At 67.0% G+C, this 19,650-nt stretch carries 21 protein-coding genes; 11 read left to right on the forward strand and 10 right to left on the reverse strand.

Annotated features, from left to right (window positions below):
• Positions 1-105 precede the first annotated feature (105 nt).
• The 6 genes from WS92_RS28435 to WS92_RS35340 all read left to right on the forward strand — a co-directional run bounded on the left by WS92_RS28435 (position 106) and on the right by WS92_RS35340 (position 5,044).
• A complete protein-coding gene (locus WS92_RS28435) occupies positions 106-540 on the forward strand; it encodes a GNAT family N-acetyltransferase (RefSeq protein WP_006024081.1) in 435 nt (144 codons plus the stop codon).
• 6 nt (positions 541-546) lie between these two features.
• On the forward strand, positions 547-1,560 hold the full coding sequence (locus tag WS92_RS28440; protein WP_006024080.1) for an AraC family transcriptional regulator: 1,014 nt from the start codon (positions 547-549) through the stop codon (positions 1,558-1,560).
• A gap of 184 nt (positions 1,561-1,744) precedes the next feature.
• On the forward strand, positions 1,745-2,599 hold the full coding sequence (locus tag WS92_RS28445; protein WP_059933019.1) for an ABC transporter permease: 855 nt from the start codon (positions 1,745-1,747) through the stop codon (positions 2,597-2,599).
• Positions 2,596-3,477, forward strand: coding sequence for an ABC transporter permease (locus tag WS92_RS28450; RefSeq protein WP_059933021.1), 882 nt, complete (start codon positions 2,596-2,598; stop codon positions 3,475-3,477). Before WS92_RS28445 ends, WS92_RS28450 begins: the two co-directional genes overlap by 4 nt.
• The gene (locus WS92_RS28455) at positions 3,474-4,499 is read left to right on the forward strand and encodes an ABC transporter substrate-binding protein (RefSeq protein ID WP_059933024.1); all 1,026 of its coding nucleotides are present in this window, start codon (positions 3,474-3,476) and stop codon (positions 4,497-4,499) included. The genes WS92_RS28450 and WS92_RS28455 overlap by 4 nt, the downstream gene beginning before the upstream one ends.
• Before the next feature lie 116 nt (positions 4,500-4,615).
• Entirely contained in the window at positions 4,616-5,044 is a 429-nt protein-coding gene (locus WS92_RS35340) for a hypothetical protein (protein WP_171845257.1), read from the forward strand.
• A gap of 140 nt (positions 5,045-5,184) precedes the next feature.
• On the opposite strand, the gene aguB is transcribed toward WS92_RS35340, so the two are convergent.
• From aguB to WS92_RS28470, 3 genes are read right to left on the reverse strand one after another with little or no spacing between them, the layout of a single operon-like run.
• Positions 5,185-6,048: an N-carbamoylputrescine amidase gene (aguB, locus tag WS92_RS28460; protein ID WP_059933026.1), complete on the reverse strand. Its 864-nt coding sequence runs from the start codon at positions 6,046-6,048 to the stop codon at positions 5,185-5,187.
• A 13-nt stretch (positions 6,049-6,061) separates the two neighbouring features.
• Positions 6,062-7,174 (reverse strand): class II histone deacetylase, encoded by a 1,113-nt coding sequence (locus tag WS92_RS28465; protein WP_059933028.1) that lies wholly within the window; start codon positions 7,172-7,174, stop codon positions 6,062-6,064.
• A 28-nt stretch (positions 7,175-7,202) separates the two neighbouring features.
• Positions 7,203-8,297, reverse strand: coding sequence for a polyamine ABC transporter substrate-binding protein (locus WS92_RS28470; protein WP_015600624.1), 1,095 nt, complete (start codon positions 8,295-8,297; stop codon positions 7,203-7,205).
• 140 nt (positions 8,298-8,437) lie between these two features.
• Between WS92_RS28470 and WS92_RS28475 the strand changes: the two genes are divergently transcribed.
• From WS92_RS28475 to WS92_RS28485, 3 genes are all read left to right on the forward strand, one after another.
• On the forward strand, positions 8,438-9,406 hold the full coding sequence (locus tag WS92_RS28475; RefSeq protein WP_059933030.1) for a LysR family transcriptional regulator: 969 nt from the start codon (positions 8,438-8,440) through the stop codon (positions 9,404-9,406).
• 447 nt (positions 9,407-9,853) lie between these two features.
• Entirely contained in the window at positions 9,854-10,402 is a 549-nt protein-coding gene (locus WS92_RS28480) for a hypothetical protein (RefSeq protein ID WP_059933032.1), read from the forward strand.
• A gap of 247 nt (positions 10,403-10,649) precedes the next feature.
• Positions 10,650-12,095 carry an RNA polymerase sigma factor RpoD/SigA gene (locus WS92_RS28485; protein ID WP_015602071.1) on the forward strand — a complete coding sequence of 482 codons (1,446 nt, stop codon included), beginning with the start codon at positions 10,650-10,652 and terminating at the stop codon, positions 12,093-12,095.
• A gap of 46 nt (positions 12,096-12,141) precedes the next feature.
• On the opposite strand, the gene gshA is transcribed toward WS92_RS28485, so the two are convergent.
• The 3 genes from gshA to ada form a co-directional block, all read right to left on the reverse strand.
• Entirely contained in the window at positions 12,142-13,755 is a 1,614-nt protein-coding gene (gene gshA, locus WS92_RS28490) for a glutamate--cysteine ligase (RefSeq protein ID WP_059933034.1), read from the reverse strand.
• A 157-nt stretch (positions 13,756-13,912) separates the two neighbouring features.
• Positions 13,913-14,827, reverse strand: coding sequence for a DNA-3-methyladenine glycosylase family protein (locus WS92_RS28495; protein WP_231755967.1), 915 nt, complete (start codon positions 14,825-14,827; stop codon positions 13,913-13,915).
• Between the two features lie 23 nt (positions 14,828-14,850).
• Entirely contained in the window at positions 14,851-15,945 is a 1,095-nt protein-coding gene (gene ada / locus WS92_RS28500; protein ID WP_059933038.1) for a bifunctional DNA-binding transcriptional regulator/O6-methylguanine-DNA methyltransferase Ada, read from the reverse strand.
• A gap of 399 nt (positions 15,946-16,344) precedes the next feature.
• Between ada and WS92_RS28505 the strand changes: the two genes are divergently transcribed.
• Complete coding sequence (locus WS92_RS28505) at positions 16,345-16,761, forward strand: VOC family protein (protein ID WP_059933039.1); 417 nt, start codon at positions 16,345-16,347, stop codon at positions 16,759-16,761.
• Between the two features lie 127 nt (positions 16,762-16,888).
• Here the strand turns inward: WS92_RS28505 and WS92_RS28510 are convergent, their stop codons facing one another.
• The 4 genes from WS92_RS28510 to speG all read right to left on the reverse strand — a co-directional run bounded on the left by WS92_RS28510 (position 16,889) and on the right by speG (position 19,034).
• Entirely contained in the window at positions 16,889-17,443 is a 555-nt protein-coding gene (locus WS92_RS28510) for a YaeQ family protein (protein ID WP_006024065.1), read from the reverse strand.
• A 207-nt stretch (positions 17,444-17,650) separates the two neighbouring features.
• Entirely contained in the window at positions 17,651-17,998 is a 348-nt protein-coding gene (locus WS92_RS28515) for a surface attachment protein Sap1 (protein ID WP_009910921.1), read from the reverse strand.
• A 260-nt stretch (positions 17,999-18,258) separates the two neighbouring features.
• Positions 18,259-18,462, reverse strand: coding sequence for a hypothetical protein (locus WS92_RS33695; RefSeq protein ID WP_080594873.1), 204 nt, complete (start codon positions 18,460-18,462; stop codon positions 18,259-18,261).
• 11 nt (positions 18,463-18,473) lie between these two features.
• Positions 18,474-19,034 carry a spermidine N1-acetyltransferase gene (gene speG, locus WS92_RS28520; RefSeq protein ID WP_006024063.1) on the reverse strand — a complete coding sequence of 187 codons (561 nt, stop codon included), beginning with the start codon at positions 19,032-19,034 and terminating at the stop codon, positions 18,474-18,476.
• A gap of 157 nt (positions 19,035-19,191) precedes the next feature.
• Here speG and WS92_RS36015 point away from each other — a divergent pair, with 157 nt between their 5' ends.
• Positions 19,192-19,362: a hypothetical protein gene (locus WS92_RS36015; RefSeq protein ID WP_006024062.1), complete on the forward strand. Its 171-nt coding sequence runs from the start codon at positions 19,192-19,194 to the stop codon at positions 19,360-19,362.
• The last annotated feature ends 288 nt before the right edge of the window (positions 19,363-19,650 follow it).

Here is a 19,650-nt window from a genome sequence, read left to right on the forward strand (position 1 = left end):
CTCTCCGGCCCCGCCAGAATGAACCGTCTAAAAGGGATTCTCAATGATCAGACGATACGCGAAAATAGAGCGCCCCCGTCCGAATGCGCAAGGAGAATCGCCTCGATGGAGTTCCGCCCGATAAAGGAAAGTGATCTCGGCAGCACGTACGACATCCGCTTTTCCGTCACCGAGAATCGCATCCTCCCGCATCAGATCCATCTCCTCGATCGCGACCGCGTGCTCGAGCAATTGCGCAACGGCTTCAGCGTCATCGCGATCGAAGGCGGCACCGCGGTCGGTTACTGCATGGCCACGGGCGGCCCGCAAGCGTTCATCAGCGCGCTGTTCGTCCGTCCCGCGTGGCACGGAACGGGCGTCGGACGCGAGATGCTCGAGCGGGCGCTCGCCTGGCTGCGTCAGCAAGGCAGCGAAAGCGTCTCGCTCGTCACCGATCCCGGCTCGCGCGCGGACGGCTTCTACCAGCATCTCGGCTGGATTCGCGGCGAGCTCGACAGCTACGGCTGCCAGGTCACGTTCCGAAAATCACTCGCGACATGAGGCGATATGACGTCAAGCGACAAATCCCGCTCGCTCGCCGCACGGCGCCCCGCGTCGCTGCATGCCGTCGCGGTCGCGGTCGACATGTTGCAGCGGCGCGGCTTGAGCACGGAACTGATCCTCAGCGGCTCGGGCATCACGCCTGCCGAGTTGCGCCAGCCGAACAAGATCATCTCGCATGCGCAGGAGATGGTGATCTATCACAACGCATGGCGGATGACGGGCGATTCGGCGATCGGCCTCGCGATGGCCGACGCGGTGCCGCTGACCGCGTACATGCCGCTCGGGCTCGCGATGATGGTCAGCCCGACGCTCGGCGCCGCGATCGAGCTCGCGAACAGTTGCCCGCTGCTCGCGTTGTGCTACTTCGCCACGCGCCTCGAAACGAAAGGCTCGCGGGCGGTCATCACGTTCTCCGATTATTCGTATCGGCCCGATCTCTACGTGCTCAACACCGACATGTGTCTCGCGGGCCTGCGCAGGCAGATGTTCGACCTGCTCGGCGGCCCGCCGACATTCCGTCAGGTGACGCTCGCTTTCGACACGCCAAAACATGCATATGCATATGAATCGCTGTTCCAGTGTCCGGTCAGGTTCTCGGCGCCCGCGCATTCGTTCACGCTCGACGCGGACTGCATGAACACGCCGCTGCCGATGGCACATCAGCTCGAGCACATGATCGCGAAGGACGCGTGCGTGCGGCGCGAGCAGGAGCTCGAGCAATGGGCTGCGTCGGACGTCGTCGGCAAGACGCTCCACTACCTGTACGACCATCCGTTCACGGGCACCGTCCCCGCGCTCGCCGGCGCGCTCGGCATGTCCACCCGCACGCTGCAGCGCAAGCTCAAGCAGTCCGGCACGTCGCTTCAGCGGCTGCTCGAACAGGTGAGGCGCGATCTGCTGATTCAGGATCTCGCGATGGGCCCGCGATCGAGAAAAGACATCGCACGGCACATCGGCTACAAGGACCCGACCTCCGTGAGCCGCGCGCGGCGCCGATGGGCGAAAGAAGATTCGTGAGCGCGCGCGAACCCGCGCGATGGCGCGTTTTGGCACGCAATTGGCGCGTTCTGCCACGCCTTCGCGCACACGGACGACGCGCCGTTTGTTAACCTACATTCATCCGAATAATGGATCTTGGACACGGGAAATTCCAGTGGCAAAAGACAATCCGGAGGGCCGATTAACCGCGCGCGACTGGCAATTGCTGAGCCCGGTCGTCGCATTGCTCGCCGTCGGCACGTTGCTGCCGATCGCCGTCGTCACGTCGGTTTCGCTGATGCACCCGCTCGGCTACGGCGGCGTCGAATGGGGCAGCTTCTCGCTCGACGCCTATCTGAATCTGATCGTCGATCGCGATTTCGACGGCAATCTGATTTTTCAGAGCGATCATGTCCGCATCTTCGCGCGCTCGCTCGCGCTGGCGGCCGCGACCACGGCCGGCTGCGTCGCGCTCGGCTTTCCCACTGCGCTTTTCATCGCGACGCAGCCGCCGCGTCGCAAGAGCGCGCTGCTGATTCTCGTGACGATACCGTTCTGGACGAGCCTCGTCATACGCTCGTATGCATGGATCATCCTGATCGCCGACCACGGTCTCGCGAATCGCGCGCTGAACGGTCTCGGCATGCTCGACGGCCCGCTCGGGCTGCTCTACACGACGCCCGCCACGCTGGTCGGCCTGCTGTACACGTTCTTTCCGTTCATGGTGCTGCCCGTGTACGCGAGTCTCGACGATTTCGACTGGCGCATCGTCGAAGCCGCATATGATCTCGGCGCAACGCGGTGGCGTGCGCTGCGCCAGGTGGTGATCCCGAACTGCATGCCGGGCATCGCCGCGGGCATCGGCCTCGTGTTCGTACCCGCGCTCGGCTCGTATGTGATCCCGAATCTGCTCGGCGGCAGCCATTCGATGATGATCGGCAACCTGATCGAAATGAAGTTCACGCAAGGCCGCAACTGGCCGCTCGGCGCGTCGTTGTCGCTCGCGCTGCTCGGGCTCGTGCTCGCGGCGATGCTGGCCCGCCGCCTGACGTCCGCGAAGCGGGGAGCGCTCGCATGAACGGCGCGCAATCGGCCCGCCATCGCTTCCCGTTCGCGGCCTACGTCGCGATCGGCGCGTTCGCGTTCCTGTATGCGCCGATGGTCGCGCTCGTCGCGCTGAGCTTCAACCAGGGCGACTCGTCGCTCGTCTGGAGCGGCTGGGGGCTGCACGGCTATGCCGACGCGTGGCAGGACCCGACGCTGATGCGCGCCGCACGCAACTCGCTCGCGCTCGCCGGCTCGTCCACCGCCATCGCGACGGCGCTCGCGACGCTCGCCGCCGTCGTCATGTGGGCGCGCGAAGGGCGGGGCAAGTACGTGATCGAGAACCTGATCGGCGTGCCGCTGATCGTGCCGGAAATCGTCACGGCGATCGCGACGCTGCTGCTGTTCTCGGCGCTGTCGATCGACCTCAGCTTCTACACGGTGCTGCTCGCGCACGTCGCGTTCTGCCTGCCGTTCGCCTATCTGCCGATCCGCGCGCGTCTGCGGCGCGTCGATCCGCTGCTGCTCGACGCCGCCGCCGATCTGTCGGCAACGCCATGGGCCGCGTTCCGGCAGGTCACGCTGCCGCTGGCGCTGCCCGGCATCACGGCGGGCGCGATGCTCGCGTTCCTCACGTCGATGGACGACTTCGTGATCACGTACTTCGTCGCCGGGCCCGGCGTGACGACGCTGCCGATGTACATCTTCGGCGCGCTCAAGTTCGGGCTCACGCCGAAGATCAACGCGATATCGACGATCATGCTCGCGCTCTCCGCGATCGTGGCGATCGTCGGCAGCGCATCGGCGAGCGGCGACGCAACCGAGGACGCGCGCGACGAATCGCCGGCCGGCGATGCCGTCGCGCGCGCGCACCCGCTCTTTTCCCATACCAACAAAATCGAGGCGCTATGAAAGCATGGTTGACGTTACTGCTCACGATGACATTCGGATTCGCCCAGGCCGCCGAGCTGCATCTCGCGAACTGGCCGGACTGGATGCCGCCGGAGCTGATGAAGAAATTCGAGAAGGAAACCGGCATCAAGACGACGCTCGACATCTACGACAGCGACGCGACGCTGCTGTCGAAGCTGCAGGCGGGAGGCGGCGGCTACGACGTCGTCGTCGCGGGCGACTACTACGTTCAGGTCTTCGCGAAGAACGGCCTCGTGCGCAAGCTCGACAAGAGCCGGCTGCAGAACATGGCGAACGTCATGCCGGAATACCGGCATCCGCTCTTCGATCCGAACCGCGACTACACGGCGCCGTATCTGATCTTCATGACGGGCTTCGCGTACGACAGCGCGCGCGTGCCGGGCGGCAAGCTCGACGATAGCTGGAAATCGCTGTTCGATCCGCCGGCGTCGCTGCGCGGCGAAATCGCGGATCTGGATTCGGTCGAGGAGCTCTACATGGCTGCGAGCTGGTATCTGAAGCAGGACGAGTGCACCGAGAATCCCGAAGACGCGAAGCGCGTGCTCGCCGTGCTGCGCAAGCAGAAGCCGTACGTGAAGACGTACAGCAACGAAGGCACGATCGATCGGATGATCTCGCGGCAGGTCGTCGTGCAGCACGGCTGGAGCGGCGCGACGGTCCGCGTGCAGCGCAAGCTGTCGACCGCGGCCTTCGCGTTCCCGCGCGAAGGCGTGCGGATGGCGCAGGACAATTTTCTGATTCCCGCGAAGGCGAAGAACGTGAGCGAGGCGCACACGTTCCTCAACTGGATGATGAAGCCCGAGAACATGGCCGCTGCGTCCAACGCGTATCTGTATCCGAACGAGATTGCGGGTTCCGAGCGCTACATGAGCGCGGACCTGCTGAAGAATCCCGCGGTGATGCTCCCGGCCGCCTACAAGGAGCGGCTGCGCCCGTTCAAGCTGTGCTCGCCGGCGGCGCTCGCGCTGCGCGACAAGGTATGGACGATGTTCAAGCAATGACGCCGCCGCGATGATGGCGGCATCGGCGCGACGCATCGATTGAAATCGACTGGAATCGATTGACGCAACCGCCTTACGGCGAAGCGCGAGGAAGGTAATGGACTGACGAAGTGACGATGCTCGAAGCGGTCGATGCGGGTGCTGGTAACACCGGCATCGACCTGACCACGGTAGTTATTGCGAGTGCCCACACATGGCTGGCTTCATTGTACAGCATCGCTTTTGCAGCGAAGCTGCGTTCGGCGCTGCCGTTCCGTTGCGCCTGCGTCGGCGCCGAGCATTGCGGTTTCCGTTCGGTTCGGTGCGATCGCAACCGTCGTTTCGAGCCGGATCGCACGCTCATCAGGCCGCATTCCGTCGCCCATGTTCCACCTGCTCCACTTTCCTCACTGCCTCGGAAGCAGGTGGCTTCGCTGCGCCAGTTCGGGCCCGCGCCCGACGGAACGCGCAGCGCTTTTTATTCCCGACCGAGCGAACACGGCAAGCCGCCCGTTGCGAACCGCACCGCAGGCACGCCGACCGTTTTCACTAGTGCCCCACGCTAGTGGCCCGTCTGCCAGCAATCGGTGGCCCTCGAGTGCAGACGGATTCGCCGCGCAGACATGCGCGGTTTTTTTTGCGCGGTTGCAAGCGGCGAGGCGCTCGTGATCGCGCTCCCGCCGCACGCTCACTTCATCATCGCGCGCTACGCCGCGTCGCCGCTCAACGCCCGATAGCACTCCGGCCGCCGATCCCGAAACACGCCCCAGCAGCGCCGCCGATACGCGAGCGCATCGAGATCGAATTCGGCCGTCGCGATCGCCTCGCCGTGCCGGTCGCACTCGACGATCTTCTCGCCGTCCGCGCCCGCGATGAACGAGCTGCCGTAAAACGCGATTTCGCCCGATGCGCCGCGCTCGACGCCGATCCGGTTGCTCGCGACGACGGGCATCAGGTTCGCGGCCGCATGACCGCGCTGCGTGTTCTGCCAGTGCGCGCGCGAATCGATCGACGCATCCTGCGGCTCGCTGCCGATCGCGGTCGGGTACAGCAGCAGCTCCGCCCCCGCAAGCGCCATCGTCCGCGCGCATTCCGGAAACCACTGATCCCAGCAGATCCCGACGCCGATCCGCCCATATGCGGTGTCCCACACGCGAAAGCCCGTGTCGCCCGGCGTGAAATAGTATTTTTCCGTGTAGCCCGGGCCGTCCGGAATGTGCGTCTTTCGATAGACGCCGAGCGCGCGGCCGTCGGCGTCGAAGACCGCGACCGAGTTGAATTGCGTCTGGCCGGCGCGCTCGAAGAAGCTCACGGGCAGCACGACGCCGAGTTCGCGCGCGAGCGACGCGAAGCGCGCAAGCCACCGGTGGCCTTCGTACGGCTGCGCGAGCGCGAGATGCGCGGGATTCTGGTCGATGCAGAAATACGGCGTCTCGAACAATTCCTGCAGCAGCACGATCTGCGCTCCACGCGCGGCCGCGTCGCGCACAAGACGCTCCGCGCGCGCCAGGTTCGCATCGACGTTCCAGTCGCACGCCATCTGCGTGGCGGCCACGATCGTCCTTCTCATCTCGTGCTCCTCCTCAGGAACGACCCAACGTCGGCCAATACGGCGCCAGCGCGGCGCGGGCGGCCCGCACCGCGGCGCGCTCGCCGTCGCCGCACGGATGCTGGGCGAACTGGTGCGGATCGTCGAACGGCGCGTTCCAGCCGACGAGCCCCTCGAGCACGCCGAGCGTCGCGATCGGCAGATACGGCAGGCTGTAGCCGCCTTCCTGCAGCATGACGATGCGTCCGTCGCATGCGCTGCCCGCCGCCTGCCGCAACGCGCGCGCCATGTGCCGGAACCCGTCGCGCTGCACGCGCATGCGGCCGAGCGGATCGAACGCGTTCGCGTCCTGCCCCGCCGACACGAGAATGAGCTGCGGCGCGAACGCTTCGACGAGCGGCAGCACCAGTTCGTCGAATGCGTGCGCGTAGCCGGCGTCGCCCGTGCCGGACGGCAACGGCACGTTCGCGTTGTAGCCGGCGCCCGCGCCGCCGCCCGTCTCCCGCGCTTCGCCGCCATCGACCGGAAAATTCGCCGCCTCGTGCAACGACACGAACAGCACCGACGGATCGTCGTAGAACACCTGCTGCGTGCCGTTGCCGTGATGCACGTCCCAGTCGACGATCGCGACGCGCTCGACGCCGTGCACGGACTGCGCGTGCCGCGCCGCGATCGCGACGTTGTTGTAGTAGCAGTAGCCCATCGCGAAATCGGCGCCCGCGTGGTGGCCCGACGGCCGGATCAGCGCATACGCCTGCCGAAGCGGCCCCGTCATCACCGCGTCGACGGCCGCGCACGCGGCGCCCGCCGCGAGCCGCGCGACGCGCTCGGTCGACGCGCTGCCCGCCGCGTCGTCGCCGAGCGGCACCACCTGCTCGCCCGCCACCGCGCAAGCCTCGGCGAGCTGCCGCAGATACTCGGGCCGGTGCACGCGCAGCAATTGCTCGTCGGTCGCGTGCTCGAACGCGACGCGCGTCAGGCGCTCGGTCATGCCGACCGCGTCGAGCAATTGCTTCGTATACGCGAGCCGCAGCGGACTGTCGAAATGCTCGCCGAAGTTCAGCGTGCCGTGCGGGACGACGTACACGAGATCGCCTTGCCGATGCGTGAGGAATGCGGGATCGAACAGCAGTCCGGTAGGAATCACTTCGGTCTCCTCGTCAGAATGAAGCCGCTCAGTAACCGGTCTTGAACTGGGTCCAGTAGCGTGTCTGCATGCGCATCGCCTGCGGCGGCATCGGGCGCTTCACCCACAGCGTACGCATCGTCGCCGCATCCGGATAGATCGCCGGATTCGACGTGAGCCGCTTGTCGACGAGCGGCGTCGCCGCGCGGTTCGGATTCGGATACATCACCTTGTTGCTGATTTTCGCGACGACGTCGGGCCGCAGAATGTAGTCGATGAAGCGCAGCGCGTTGTCCGGATGCGCCGCGCCCTTCGGAATCGCCATGCTGTCGAACCAGAACGGCGCGCCGGCCGCGGGCAGGCTGTAGACGATCTGCTGCCCGTTCCTCGCATCCGCCGCGCGCAGCGCCGCGACGAGCACCGCGCCCGAGTAGCCGGTAACGACGCACACGTCTCCCGTCGCGAGATCGTTCATCACGGGTGTCGCGATGAACTGGCGGATCGTCGGCCGGATCTTCTTCATCATGTCGAGCGCCGCCTCGTAGTCGCGCGGCTCGGTCGTGTTCGGATCGCGACCGATGTAGCGTAGCGCGAGCGGAAACACTTCGCTGCCCGCGTCGTTGAACGCGATGCCGCAGCCCTTGAGCTTCGCCGCATACGCGGGGTTGAAGATCAGCTCGAGCGTGTTCTCGGGCAGCGGGCCGCCGAGCGCCTGCCTCACCTTCGCGACGTTCAGCCCGAGCCCGAACGTGCCCTGCATGTACGGCACGCCGTACTGGTTGCCGGGATCGACCTCGGCCGCGCGCGCGACGATCGCCGGATCGAGGTTCTTCAGATTCGGCAGCCTCGATTTGTCGAGCTTCTGGTAGAGGCCCGCCTGAATCTGCCGCGCCAGAAAATCGTTCGACGGAAACACGAGATCGTAGCCGCTGTTGCCTGTCGTGAGCTTCGTTTGCAACGCTTCGTTGCTGTCGTAGACGTCGAGCCGCACCTTGATGCCGGTTTCCTTCTCGAAGCCGGCGATCGTGTCGGGCGCGAAATACTCGGCCCAGTTGTAGATGTTGAGCACGTTGCCGTCGGCCGCGCGCGCGGCGGCGCACGCGAGCGACGCAAGCACGACGGCGATCCATGCGATGCGCTTCATCGCTCCCTCCTTTGACGATGCCGAAGAAATGGCGGCCGCTCGAGCGCTGCGTTGCCGAACGTTCCGCTTGTGATCGTAAGTAGAGAAAAAAATCGATTCGTGATCTTATTACGCACATCGCCTGTGCCTTTGAGGAAAGAATGCGGCGAATCGATCTGCTGTCCGCGCTCGAAACGTTCGTCTGCGCGGTCGAGGAAGGCAGCCTCAGCCAGGCGGCGCGCAGGCTCGCGAAAACGCCGTCGGCGGTAACGAAGGCGATCGCCGGACTCGAAGCGACGCTCGGCGCGCAACTGCTCGAGCGCACGACGCGCCGGCTCGTGCTGACGGAAGGCGGGCGGCTCTATCTCGCGACCGCGACCGACGTGCTGCGCCGGCTCGCGGACGGCGCGCGGCAGTTGTCCGAGCGCGATGACGAACCGCGCGGCCTGCTGCGCGTCACGGCCGCGCATTCGTTCGGCCACGCGATCCTCGCGCCGCTCTGCGCGCCGTTTGCGCAGGCGTTTCCACGCGTGCGGATCGAGCTGTCGCTATCCGATCATTACGTCGACATCGTCGGCGAAGGCTTCGATCTCGCGCTGAGGATGGGCAACTACGATCTGCCGAGCCAGATCGTCAAACCGATCGGCTCGAACCGCAGCCTGCTGTGCGCAAGCCCCGGCTATCTCGCGCGGCGCGGCCGGCCCGCCGCGCCGGCCGATCTCGCGCAGCACGACTGCGTGCTCTATCGCCATCCGACGCTCGCGAACGCCTGGACGTTCGATCGCGACGGCGTGCGCGCGCGCATCGAGCCGAAAGGGCCGCTCGCCACCGACGACTACGGCCTCGCGCTCGCCGCGACGCTCGATGGCGCGGGCGTGCTGCCGTGCCCGCAATGGAGCGTCGTCGACGTGCTCGAGGCGGGCCGGCTCGTGCCGCTGCTCGTCGACTGGCGCTTCGAGAGCGCGTCGTTCGGCGAGGACCGGATTTGCGCCGCCTATCCGTCGAGCCGGCGCGGCTCGACGAAGATCCGCCGTCTCGTCGAGCGCGTCGAGGCGAAGCTCGCCGATAGCGAAGCGCGCATCGCGCGCGTGCTGGGCGAGGCGCCTCGCACCGATTTTGCCCTCCGTTGACGAGGGTCAGCCATCGACCGGCTCGGCCGCGGTGAATGTGTTCCCCTGATCGTTGTTGACGTCGGGTTGCCGGCCGGCAGCGAACCTGAACGGTCGATCGGGCAGCCGGCACGCCGGTTCGAGACGATCCGGCGAACGGCACCCGCGCCGACAGCGCACCGCCACGCCGATAAGCGCGCGGCCGGCGCCGCCCCCCGCGCGCCGTCTCGCGCCCCCTCACGTTCGGCCCGCCGCGAGCGGATTCGCGCGCGCTCGTTGACGTGCGTCAATCCGCATCTGCAACCTGCGTGCAGATTGGCTACGCTTGTAGACATTGCGCGCCGCGAGCGACGCGACGAAACGAGCCGCATCGCACGGGCGGCGTCGGCGCTCGTACGGCCCGCCGCAGGACGCCCGCGCGCCGCCGCTCGACCGCGTGCAGCCGACCATCCGACCGGAGACATCGTCATGGAAGAAGCCTATGCACGGCGCGCGCTGCTGCTGCACCTCGGCAGCGTGCTGCAAATCCTGAGCCGCCTCGAGGAGAAGCCCGACAACCAGTCGATCGAGGCGCTGCTCACGGCGAACGGCATGCTCGCCGACGTGCCGCTCGTCGAATACGTCGTGCAGGACATGACGGTGCGCGAATTCGTGTCCCGCGCGCTGCGCGCGTTCTGCCTGTGGCCGCAACTGCTGCTCGAAGATCCGCTCGACTACGGCGCGCTCGCGCTGCCCGTTCGCAGGCATCTGTTCGCGGGCAACGATACCGGCTGGAAAGCGTATGCGTCGACGCTGCGCGACGCCGCGCCCGGCTTCGACATCAGGCGCTCGTACGCCACCGAGCCGCGCGAGGCCGAGCCCGAACTCGCCGACGAGCGCGACGTCGAAGCGGGCGAAGGTCCCGTCGAACGCGACGACGAAGACGATGACGATAGCCGCTTGCGCGAGCGCGCGGCGGCGAGCGTCGAAAGCCCGGCTCCGGACGCCGCGCCGGTTCGCCGCGAATCATATGAATAGCGCGCGCGAGCAGGAACGCCTGCGCTCGCGGCCGGATCGTCAAGGCATCCGAACCTGTTTGGGCGCCGCCGCGCACCGGCACGCGGCTTGCGCGCGTACCGTTGTCCGCCATTGAAATTTCGCGATTCGCCACCAGATGCACGCCTGTAAGGTCCATCGGCGCGGACGGGCGTCCGCGACGAGCCGACGGGCCTGGCTCGACGGACTCGCTCCGTCACGACGTACCGCGGCCCGATCCGCGTTTGCCATGACAGTCTCAGAGCGCGAAGTGCGCTACGAACAGGGCATCGACCGATTGCTCGAACTTGCCGGCGCCCGCGGCGACCCGGAATACGCCGACGTCGCCGACGAGTTCGCGAGCGCGCCGTCCGACGCGCACGCGCATACGCACGGCCTCGGCGAGCCCGATCCCCTCGATCATCACGCATCCGACGAAAACGGCGGCGCCGGTTCGTTCGGCGACAAGCTGACGCGGCCCGCGCACGCAGATGCCGATTGGCGCGACGACGACGATGCTCCGTCATCCGAACCAAACGACGCCGCGCCGGACGACACCGTAGTCTCGACCGATCCGCTCGCGCTCTTCGTGCGCCGGATGCACGCGGTGCCGCTGCTGACGCATGCGCAGGAAATCGCGCTCGCCGCCGAAATCGAGGCGGGCCGCGAGCAGGTGCTGTTGGCGCTTGCCGAGGCGCTCGATCTTCTCGAACTCGCGTCGCTGCCGGACGATCCAGCGCTCGGCCACGCGCGCGCCGCGCTGCAGCGCGCACGCGCCCGCGGCGGCGACGGCGCGCGCGCGTACGCCCGCGCGTGCAAGCGGGCGTTCGCGGCGCTCGCCGCACATGGCTGGCCGTCGGCGGAAATCGATGCGGTGCGGCGTGCGATGCGCCGCCTGCCGGCATCGCCGGCAAAAGGCGGCGCGGGCGCGCTGCATGCGTTCGCGGACGGCGAAGCGCGCATCTCGGCCGCAACCGCGAGAATGGCGGAAGCGAATCTGCGGCTCGTGCTGTCGATCGCGCGCAAGCACGCGTCGCGCGGCCTCGATCTCGCCGATCTGCTGCAGGAAGGCAATCTCGGCCTGCTGCGCGCGATCGAGAAATTCGAATATCGGCGCGGCTTCAAGTTCTCGACGTATGCGACGTGGTGGATTCGTCAGGCGATTTCGCGCGCGATCGCGGACCGCGCCCGCACGATCCGCGTGCCGGTTCACGTCGGCGACGAAGTGCGCCGCGTGCGCAAGGTCGCCGATCGGATCGAACGGCGCAGCGGCGCCCGCGCATCGCTCGCCGAGCTCTCGGCGGCGACCGGGCTGCCGGTCGAGCGGCTGCGCGCGATGCTGATGCTGCCTCGCGAGCCGCGCTCGCTGAACGCGCCGCTCGGCAACGACGACCAGGCCGAATTCGGCGACCTCGTCGAGGACGCATCGACGCCGAGCCTGTTCGATGCGCTCGCCCACGGGCAGATGTGCGACGTCGTCACGTCGCTGCTGAAAACGATGTCCGCGCAGGAAGCCGACATCCTGCGCCGGCGCTTCGGCATCGGCGGCGACGAGCCGTGGAGCTACGAGCAGATCGCCGCGCAGACGGGCGTGTCGCGCGAGCAGGTTCGCCGCATCGAGAAGCGCGCGCTGCAGACGCTGCGCGTCACCGCCGAAGCGTGCAACGCGCACGACTTCCTCGACGCGCAGCCGTAACGCCCGCGCCGCACGCGGCACGGCGCGCGACGCCGCGCGCCGCTCGTCACACGCTGAAGCGATTCAACGTATATGCGCGATACGCGGCGACGAACGCGTCGAACGAGCCGGCGTTCTTCGCTTCGAGCTCGGCTTGCTCGCCGAGCGAGCGTTCGGCGAGCGAGCGCGCGTCGCGCATCGCGGCCTCGTCGAGCGGGCGGCCGCGGAAATACGCCGCATGCGCTTCGCTTTGCGCGCGGGCGAACTCGATGAACGACTGCCCGTTCTCGCGCATCGCGTGCAGCACGCGCGCGGAAGGCGTGAGCTCCGGATCGTCGAGCTTCGCGCGCTGCGCGGCGATCGCGCGCGCATGGGCGTCGCCGCCGCGGATGTCGTCGAGCACGCGGCCCGCGGCTTCGATCTGCGCGAAGATCTCGCCCGCCCATGCGCGCATCGGCACGGCCGCGCCGTCGCGCGTCAGCTCGAGCCCCGGCTTGCGCCCCTCCATCGTCACGCGGCCGAAGTTCGCATTCGACTCGCGATACGCGTCGCACGTGAGCGGCGCGCTCTCGTCGAGCGCGCAGACGAGCAGGTACGCGTCGATGAAGCGCGCGGTGTCGAGCGCGATGCCCGTCGGCTCGAACGGATCGATGTCGAGACAGCGCACCTCGATGTACTGGACGCCGCGCGACGCGAGCGCGTGCAGCGGCCGCTCGCCCGAATACGTGACGCGCTTCGGCCGGATCGTCGAGTAGAACTCGTTCTCGATCTGCAGCACGTTCGTGTTGATCTGAATCCACTCGCCGTCGCGGTGCGTGCCGATCGCCTCGTACGGCGGATACGGCTCGCTGACCGCCTTCGACAGCGCGTCGAGATAGCCGGACAGCGTGTTGTAGTCGGCCTCCAGCGCCGCCTGCGCGGTCGTGTTCGAGTAGCCGAGGTCGCTCATCCGCAGGCTCGTCGCGTGCGGGCGATACAGCGTCGCGGCGTCGAACGCGTCGAGCTTGTGCGCCCGGCCGCGCAGGAAACCGAGATCGAGCGCGGGCGACGCGCCGAACAGGTACATCAGCAGCCAGCTCGTGCGGCGGAAATTGCGGATCTGCGCGAGATAGCGCTCCGACTGGTAATCGACGAGGTTCGCGGTCGAGCCTTCCTCCGCGTGCAGCCGCCGCCACACTTCCTCGCTTAGCGAATAGTTGTAGTGAATCCCCGCGATGCACTGCATCGTGCGGCCGTAGCGATGCGCGAGGCCGCGCCGGTAGACGGTCTTCAGCCGCCCGATGTTCGACGTGCCGTAGTCCGCGATCGGGATTTCATCGTCGGCGGGCAACAGGCCCGGCATCGAGTCCGTCCACAGCATCTCGTCGCCGATCGACGCATAGACGTAGCGATGCAGTTCGTCGAGCCGCTCGAGCGTCGTCGCGGCGTCGCGCTCCGCTGGCGTGATCAGCTCGACGAGCGCCTCCGAATAATCGGTCGTCAGCGCCGGATGCGTGAGCGCCGATCCGAGCGCACGCGGATGCGGCGTAAACGCGATCATCCCGTCGCGCGTCACGCGCAGGCTTTCCTTCTCGATGCCGCGCAGGCCGTCAGGCAGTTGCTCGCGCGTCGGGCTCGTGCTCAACACGGCAAGGCGTTGGTGCAACAAGGCTGTCTGGCGGGAAGTCATGTTGTTCGGCATCGATGCAAGTGCGGGCCCGGCGATCCGCGGCACGCGCGGACAACCTGGCGGGATTTGACAGTAGCGGGCACTTTAACATCTCGCCGAAAGGCTCGCTTGACCTGCCCTTCGGCCTTGCCTGACGATTCGCGCCGGCCGCGCGGGACGGCGCGCGCGCCTATCCGCCGCGCGCCGAACCGGCGCGATCGGCGATCTCGTTCCACAAATGCATCGCCGCATACGCGCGCCACGGCCGCCACGCATCGGAGCGAAGGCGCTGGCTCGCCGGCCGGTCGAGCGCCGGGTCGCGCGCGACGATCGCCTGCATCAGCACGAGGTCGGTCGCGGGCCATGCGTCGGCATCGCGCCATGCGCGCATCGCGACGTATTCGACGGTCCACGGGCCGATCCCCGGCAGCGCGAGCAGCGCGGCGCGCACGCCGGCCGGGTCGGTCGCGTACGCATCGAGCGGCACGTCACCCGCGGCGACCGCGCGCGCGACGCCCTGCAGCGCCGCCGCACGCTTGCCCGGCATCCCGATCCGCGACAAGTCGCACGCGGCAAGCGCCGCAGGCTCCGGAAACCGCCAGCCGGCCGGGCCCGACGCGTGCGCGCCGAGCCTCTCGCCCGCGCGCTCGACGAGCCGCCCGACGATCGTCGTCGCGGCCTTCACGCTCACCTGCTGGCCGACGATCGCCCGCACGATCAGCTCGAAGCCCGACCACGCGCCCGGCACACGCAGGCCGGGCGCGGCGTCGACGAGCGGCGCGAGCCACGCGTCGCGCGCGAGATGCGCGCCGATCGCGGCGGGATCGGCGCGCAGATCGAGCATCGTCGCGAGCCGCGCGGCGAATGCGGCGTCTGCGTGCCGCGCCGCGTCGCCCTCGACGAGCGCGACGAGACAGCGCTTGCGCGGATGCCTGCGCACCGTCAATGTGCCGCTCGCGCCGCGATAATCGACCGTGCGCCGGTACGCGCCGTCCTCGACCGCCTCGACGCCCGGAATCGCGCGCCCCGCGAAGAAGCGCAGCACGCGCGGCCAATCGTATGGGGATTTGAACGGCAGCTCGAGCGCGACGCTGCCGGGCCGCATGACGGCCGATTCGACGGCGGCGCTCAAGCTGCGTCGTCCACGACGAGCCCGACGGATTCGCCCGCCGCGCGCTGCGCTTCGGCATCGAGGAGCGCCGCCTTGCGCGGCAAGCCCCACCGGTAGCTGGCGAGCGAACCGCCCTTCTGCACGACGCGGTGGCACGGAATCGCGAGCGCAACCGGATTCGACGCGCACGCGCTCGCGACCGCCCGCACCGCGCGCGGCGCGCCGAGCGCCTCGGCGATCTGCGTGTAGCTGCGCGTCTCGCCGTAAGGAATCCGACGCAACGCATCCCACACACGCTGCTGGAATTCGGTCGCGGCGAGATCGAGCGGCAGTTCGAAGCGCCGGCGCGTGCCGTTCAGATACGCATCGACCTGCGCGATGAACGGCGCGATCCGCTCTACCGACTCGGCGATCTGCGCGTTCGCGAACGCCGTTCGGAGCTCGTCGACGAGCGGCGTCGCGGCGTGCCCGAACGCAATCTTGCAGATGCCCTTGCTCGTCGCCGCGACGAGCACGACGCCGAGCCGCGTATCGGCCGTCGCGTAATCGATCTTCAGGCCGGCACCCTTGCGGCGAAACGCGGATGGCGACATGCCGAGCTCGCGCGGCACCGATTCGTAGAGCCGCGACGGTGAATTGAAGCCCGCGTCTACGGCCGCGCGCGTGACGGCGGCGCCGCTTTGCAACGCGTCGCGCAATGCGGCGCCGCGCTGCGCGGCCTGGTATTGGCGCGGCGACACGCCGACGACGCGCTTGAACAGCCGTTGAAGATGAAACGGGCTCACGTGAACGGCGTCGCTCAGTTGCGCGAGCGTGAAGCGGTCCTGACGATGCGCGTCGAGCACCGCGCACGCGCGATGGACGATTTCGAGCTCGCGCGGCAATCCCTCGGGCTGACAGCGCTTGCACGGACGATAGCCTGCCGCGCGCGCGGCGCCCGTGTCGGCGAAGAACGACACGTTCTCGCGCCTCGGCAGCCGCGACGCGCACGACGGCCGGCAGAACACGCCGGTCGTCCTGACCGCGTAACAGAACGCGCCGTCGGCATCGGCGTCGCGCGAGACGAGCGCGGCCCAGCGCGCATCGTCGGTCGAGTAGGCTGGCTGCTTCATGATGACCTCGCAAAGGCGGAACGGATGCCGGTCACTGTAGGCGTCGCCCGGCGCGCATACGCGCTGTTTCTTGCGCTCTCATTCGAGCCGCCGTCACACGAACGACACAATCGTCGGATTTGTTGCCGCAATCGAGGCACGAGCGCCGCCTCGGCCCCATTTTGCTGCAGTGCGAATGCGACAGATTGCCGTCCTGACGTTTTTTTACACAAAGAATATTGCGTCGCACCATCCGGATGTGTATAGTTGGAACTGTCTCCTCCATGTCTCCTCCTGATATGGATTAAGCCCGTTCGAATGTGAGCGGGCTTTTTTTCGTCCATCGATTTTGCGTCCGTCCATGTGCCGCACGGACCGTCTACACTCGGTAGGACTTTCCTCTCGAAGGAGACGTTCCCGATGAAATTCCACATCCACGAGATCGATCACGTGGTGCTGCGCGCCGCCGACCTGGCGGCGATGACCCGCTTCTATTGCGACGTGCTCGGCTGCCATGTCGAAAAGGAGCAGCGGGAATTGGGACTCGTTCAATTGCGCGCCGGGCGCTCGCTGATCGACCTGCTCGCGGTCGGCTCGCCAATCGACCGGGCGGACAGCGGGGCGCCCGGGAAGGGTCGGAACATGGATCATCTGTGTCTGCGCGTCGAGCCGTTCGATGCGGCCGCGCTGCACGCGCACCTCATCGCACATGGCGCGAGGCCGGGCGACGAGGCGCGGCGCTATGGCGCGGACGGCTACGGGCCGTCGATCTATCTGTTCGATCCGGAAGGCAACATGGTCGAACTGAAGGGCCCGCCGGAGACCGTCGCGCCCTGAGGGCGAACGCGTGAGCCGGCGAAACGGGATGCCCGGGCACCCAGCGCTGCAAGCCGCAAAGATGAGACTCCTCCGGCGAACGACCCGCGATCCGGCCGCCAAGCACGACCCATCGCTTCGCGCCCGCTCAGGCGTCCTCGCGCGCCTTCAACACCGTCCATTCGATCGCGACCGGATCGTGCGTCGCGCTCGACAGCCATGCGGCGCCGTCCTGGATCGTGCACTGCAGGCGCATCGTGCGCTCGGCGATGCCGCCCAGCGCCGCCGCAACGCCGTCGGCGAGCGACATCACCTGCACGTTGCGCAACCGCTCGACCTTGCCGCGCACGCCCTGCCACCAGATGTCGGACGTGCGTCCGCCGTACGCGATCACGTTCACGCGCTCGGCGCGGCCGCTCGCCTTCGCGATGCGGCGCTCGTCGGGCTGCCCGACGTCGATCCACGCTTCGATCGCCCCCGTCAGGTCCTTTTGCCAGAGATCGGGCTCGTCGGTATCCGACAGTCCCTTGCAGAACTCGAGCCGCTCGTGCGCAAACAGCGCGAACGCGGCAATGCGCACCATCATCCGCTCGTCCGTTTCGGACGGGTGACGGGCGACGGTGAGCGAGTGATCGGCATAATAGTGCCGGTCCATGTCGGCGATTTGCAGCTCCGCCTTGTAGATCGTCGATTTGATCGCCATTCGGCATCGGGGCCCGCGGGGGCCGTTGATTCGGTTCGGGGCGTGATGATACCGAATGCGCGATGCAAGCGCGACGTCGCTCGGAGTTGCCGTCGGCAACGGCGGCGAGCAATGGCCGTAAACGCAAGACGGCCCGACTGACGCCGGGCCGCTCGATTCCGTCGCGCCCGCGCGTCGGCTCGGACCGCGGACGCAAACGCGATCGCGTTACTGCTTGATGAAGCGCGCGTCGGCCCAGAGACCTTGCTGGTCGCTGTTCTCGGCGCTCACGAACTGCACGTCGCCCTTGTCGACGCTGACGACCCGGAAGCGCTGGCCCTCGGGCACCGACAGGCACCGGTAGTCGTCGAAGTATTGCTGCTTCGCTTGCGACTTGCCGTCACGCTCGTGGCTCAGTACGGAGTCCAGATTGTCTTTCGACAGACACCCCCACGCGTTTTTCGTCAGTTGGATCTCCTGCTGCGGCTTGAGCAATGCGCCGCTGTCCGCCTGCGCCACCGAAACCGCAACGATGCCGCTCGTCAGTGCCAGAAAAAGACCGGTACGCTTCATCATGTCGTGTCTCCCATTCGCTCGGGTCATGAGCTCGGGTTAGCTATGTATTTAAAGGCTTGCGTCGACTCACACTTTTTCATACTAGAAGAAGCAAGGGCGATCGCAAGCACATTCGTTGTGCGACCGCAATAGCGACGAATTGCCGCACCCGTTGCGCAACCCCGCTCGCGGCGCCCGCCGCCGCGCCATACATGCGTCATCCCGATTTTTCGGATGCCCAAAGGTCTTGTCCCGCAAGCCTTTCGGTTGCGCGCGTTTTTTCACGATGAACGAGATGGATAATCCAAAAGCAGTCGGTTATCGATGTGATGCGCCGCACATAAAGTCATCGAAAAATCTCGCGCCGCCACATCAAAATCCTTTGTTCTGCAAAATACAAAAAAAATGCCAGGCGCATTCGCACCCGGCATCCGTCCTGTCGCGATACGGGCCGCGCCCGGCTGGCGCGGCGCACCGGCATGCATGCCGGCCGGCCTTATTCGTGCCCGTGCAATTCCGCGCCTTGCTGGGCGGCGAAATAATCACGCTGGAAAATGCACATTCTCAATGCATTGTGATACTGGCCGTTGCCGAAAAACTCTTCGATCAGCTCGGCCTCGTGCTTGAAACCGCATTTCTCGTAAACCCGGATCGCGGCGGCGTTCGATTTGTCGACGATCAAATACAGCTTGCGCAGGTTCAACACCTTGAACGCATATTCGACCGCGAGCCGGGTTGCGCGCGTCGCGTGGCCGCGACCTTGCCGGTTCGGCGCGATGATGATCTGGAACTCGCCGCGGCGGTGAATGTAGTCGAGCTCGATCAGCTCGACGAGACCGACGAGCTCGCCATCGGAATCGAACGCGACGAAACGGCGCTCGCGCTGGTCGTGCACGTGCTGGTCATACAGTTGCGACAGCTCGGTGAACGTTTCATACGGCTCTTCGAACCAGTAACGCATGATCTTCGCGTCGTTGTTCAGTTCGTGGACGAAACGCAGGTCCTGGCGCTCGAGCGGCCTCAGCGCGAGCGTGTGTTGTTCGTTCTGGATTTGCATGATGATGTCCTTGAGTCATTCGGGGGTGGCATGGGGCGGTATGGACACCCGTGCAAGCGCGGAGTGCGTCGAAGGATGCGTCGGCGGAAAATGACTGTGGGCTTTGATACAGAGCCTAAAATGAATCGAGGGTTCCCGCCCCGCGATGGAGGCTATCGTGATCGAGCAAGTGATACTGGGCGTTTTTCTCGTGCTGCCGCTTCTCATCGTCGCGGTGCTGTACTCCGACGAACTCTGGCAGGAGCACCGCCTGCAGCATCCGCGCGACGAGCACACGCCGCATGTCGACTGGCGCCACCCGTGGCGGCTCCTGCGGCGAGGGCACTGACGACGTCGAGTCGTCCGCGCACCGGCCGCGCGGATTTGCCGCGTACGAGGAGGAGACGTCCGCCGCGCAAGCGCACGGCGGGCGGCGATGGCAAGCGCGCGCCGCGTAAGCTCATGCGCTTCGCCCGGATGAATCGTTCGCCGCGCCGAATTCGGCGACAAGCCGGGGCCGGCGTTTGCTTTTCCGGCATCGCACATCGCGCGGCGAGCCGGCGCGCGCCAATGCGACGCGCACCGTTGCCGACCATCGATGCCCCGCGTTTCCGGCATAAAAAAAGTGCTCGAAGGC

Origin of the sequence: Burkholderia sp. MSMB1588, from assembly GCF_001546925.1 — a bacterium.
Taxonomy (GTDB): domain Bacteria; phylum Pseudomonadota; class Gammaproteobacteria; order Burkholderiales; family Burkholderiaceae; genus Burkholderia; species Burkholderia humptydooensis.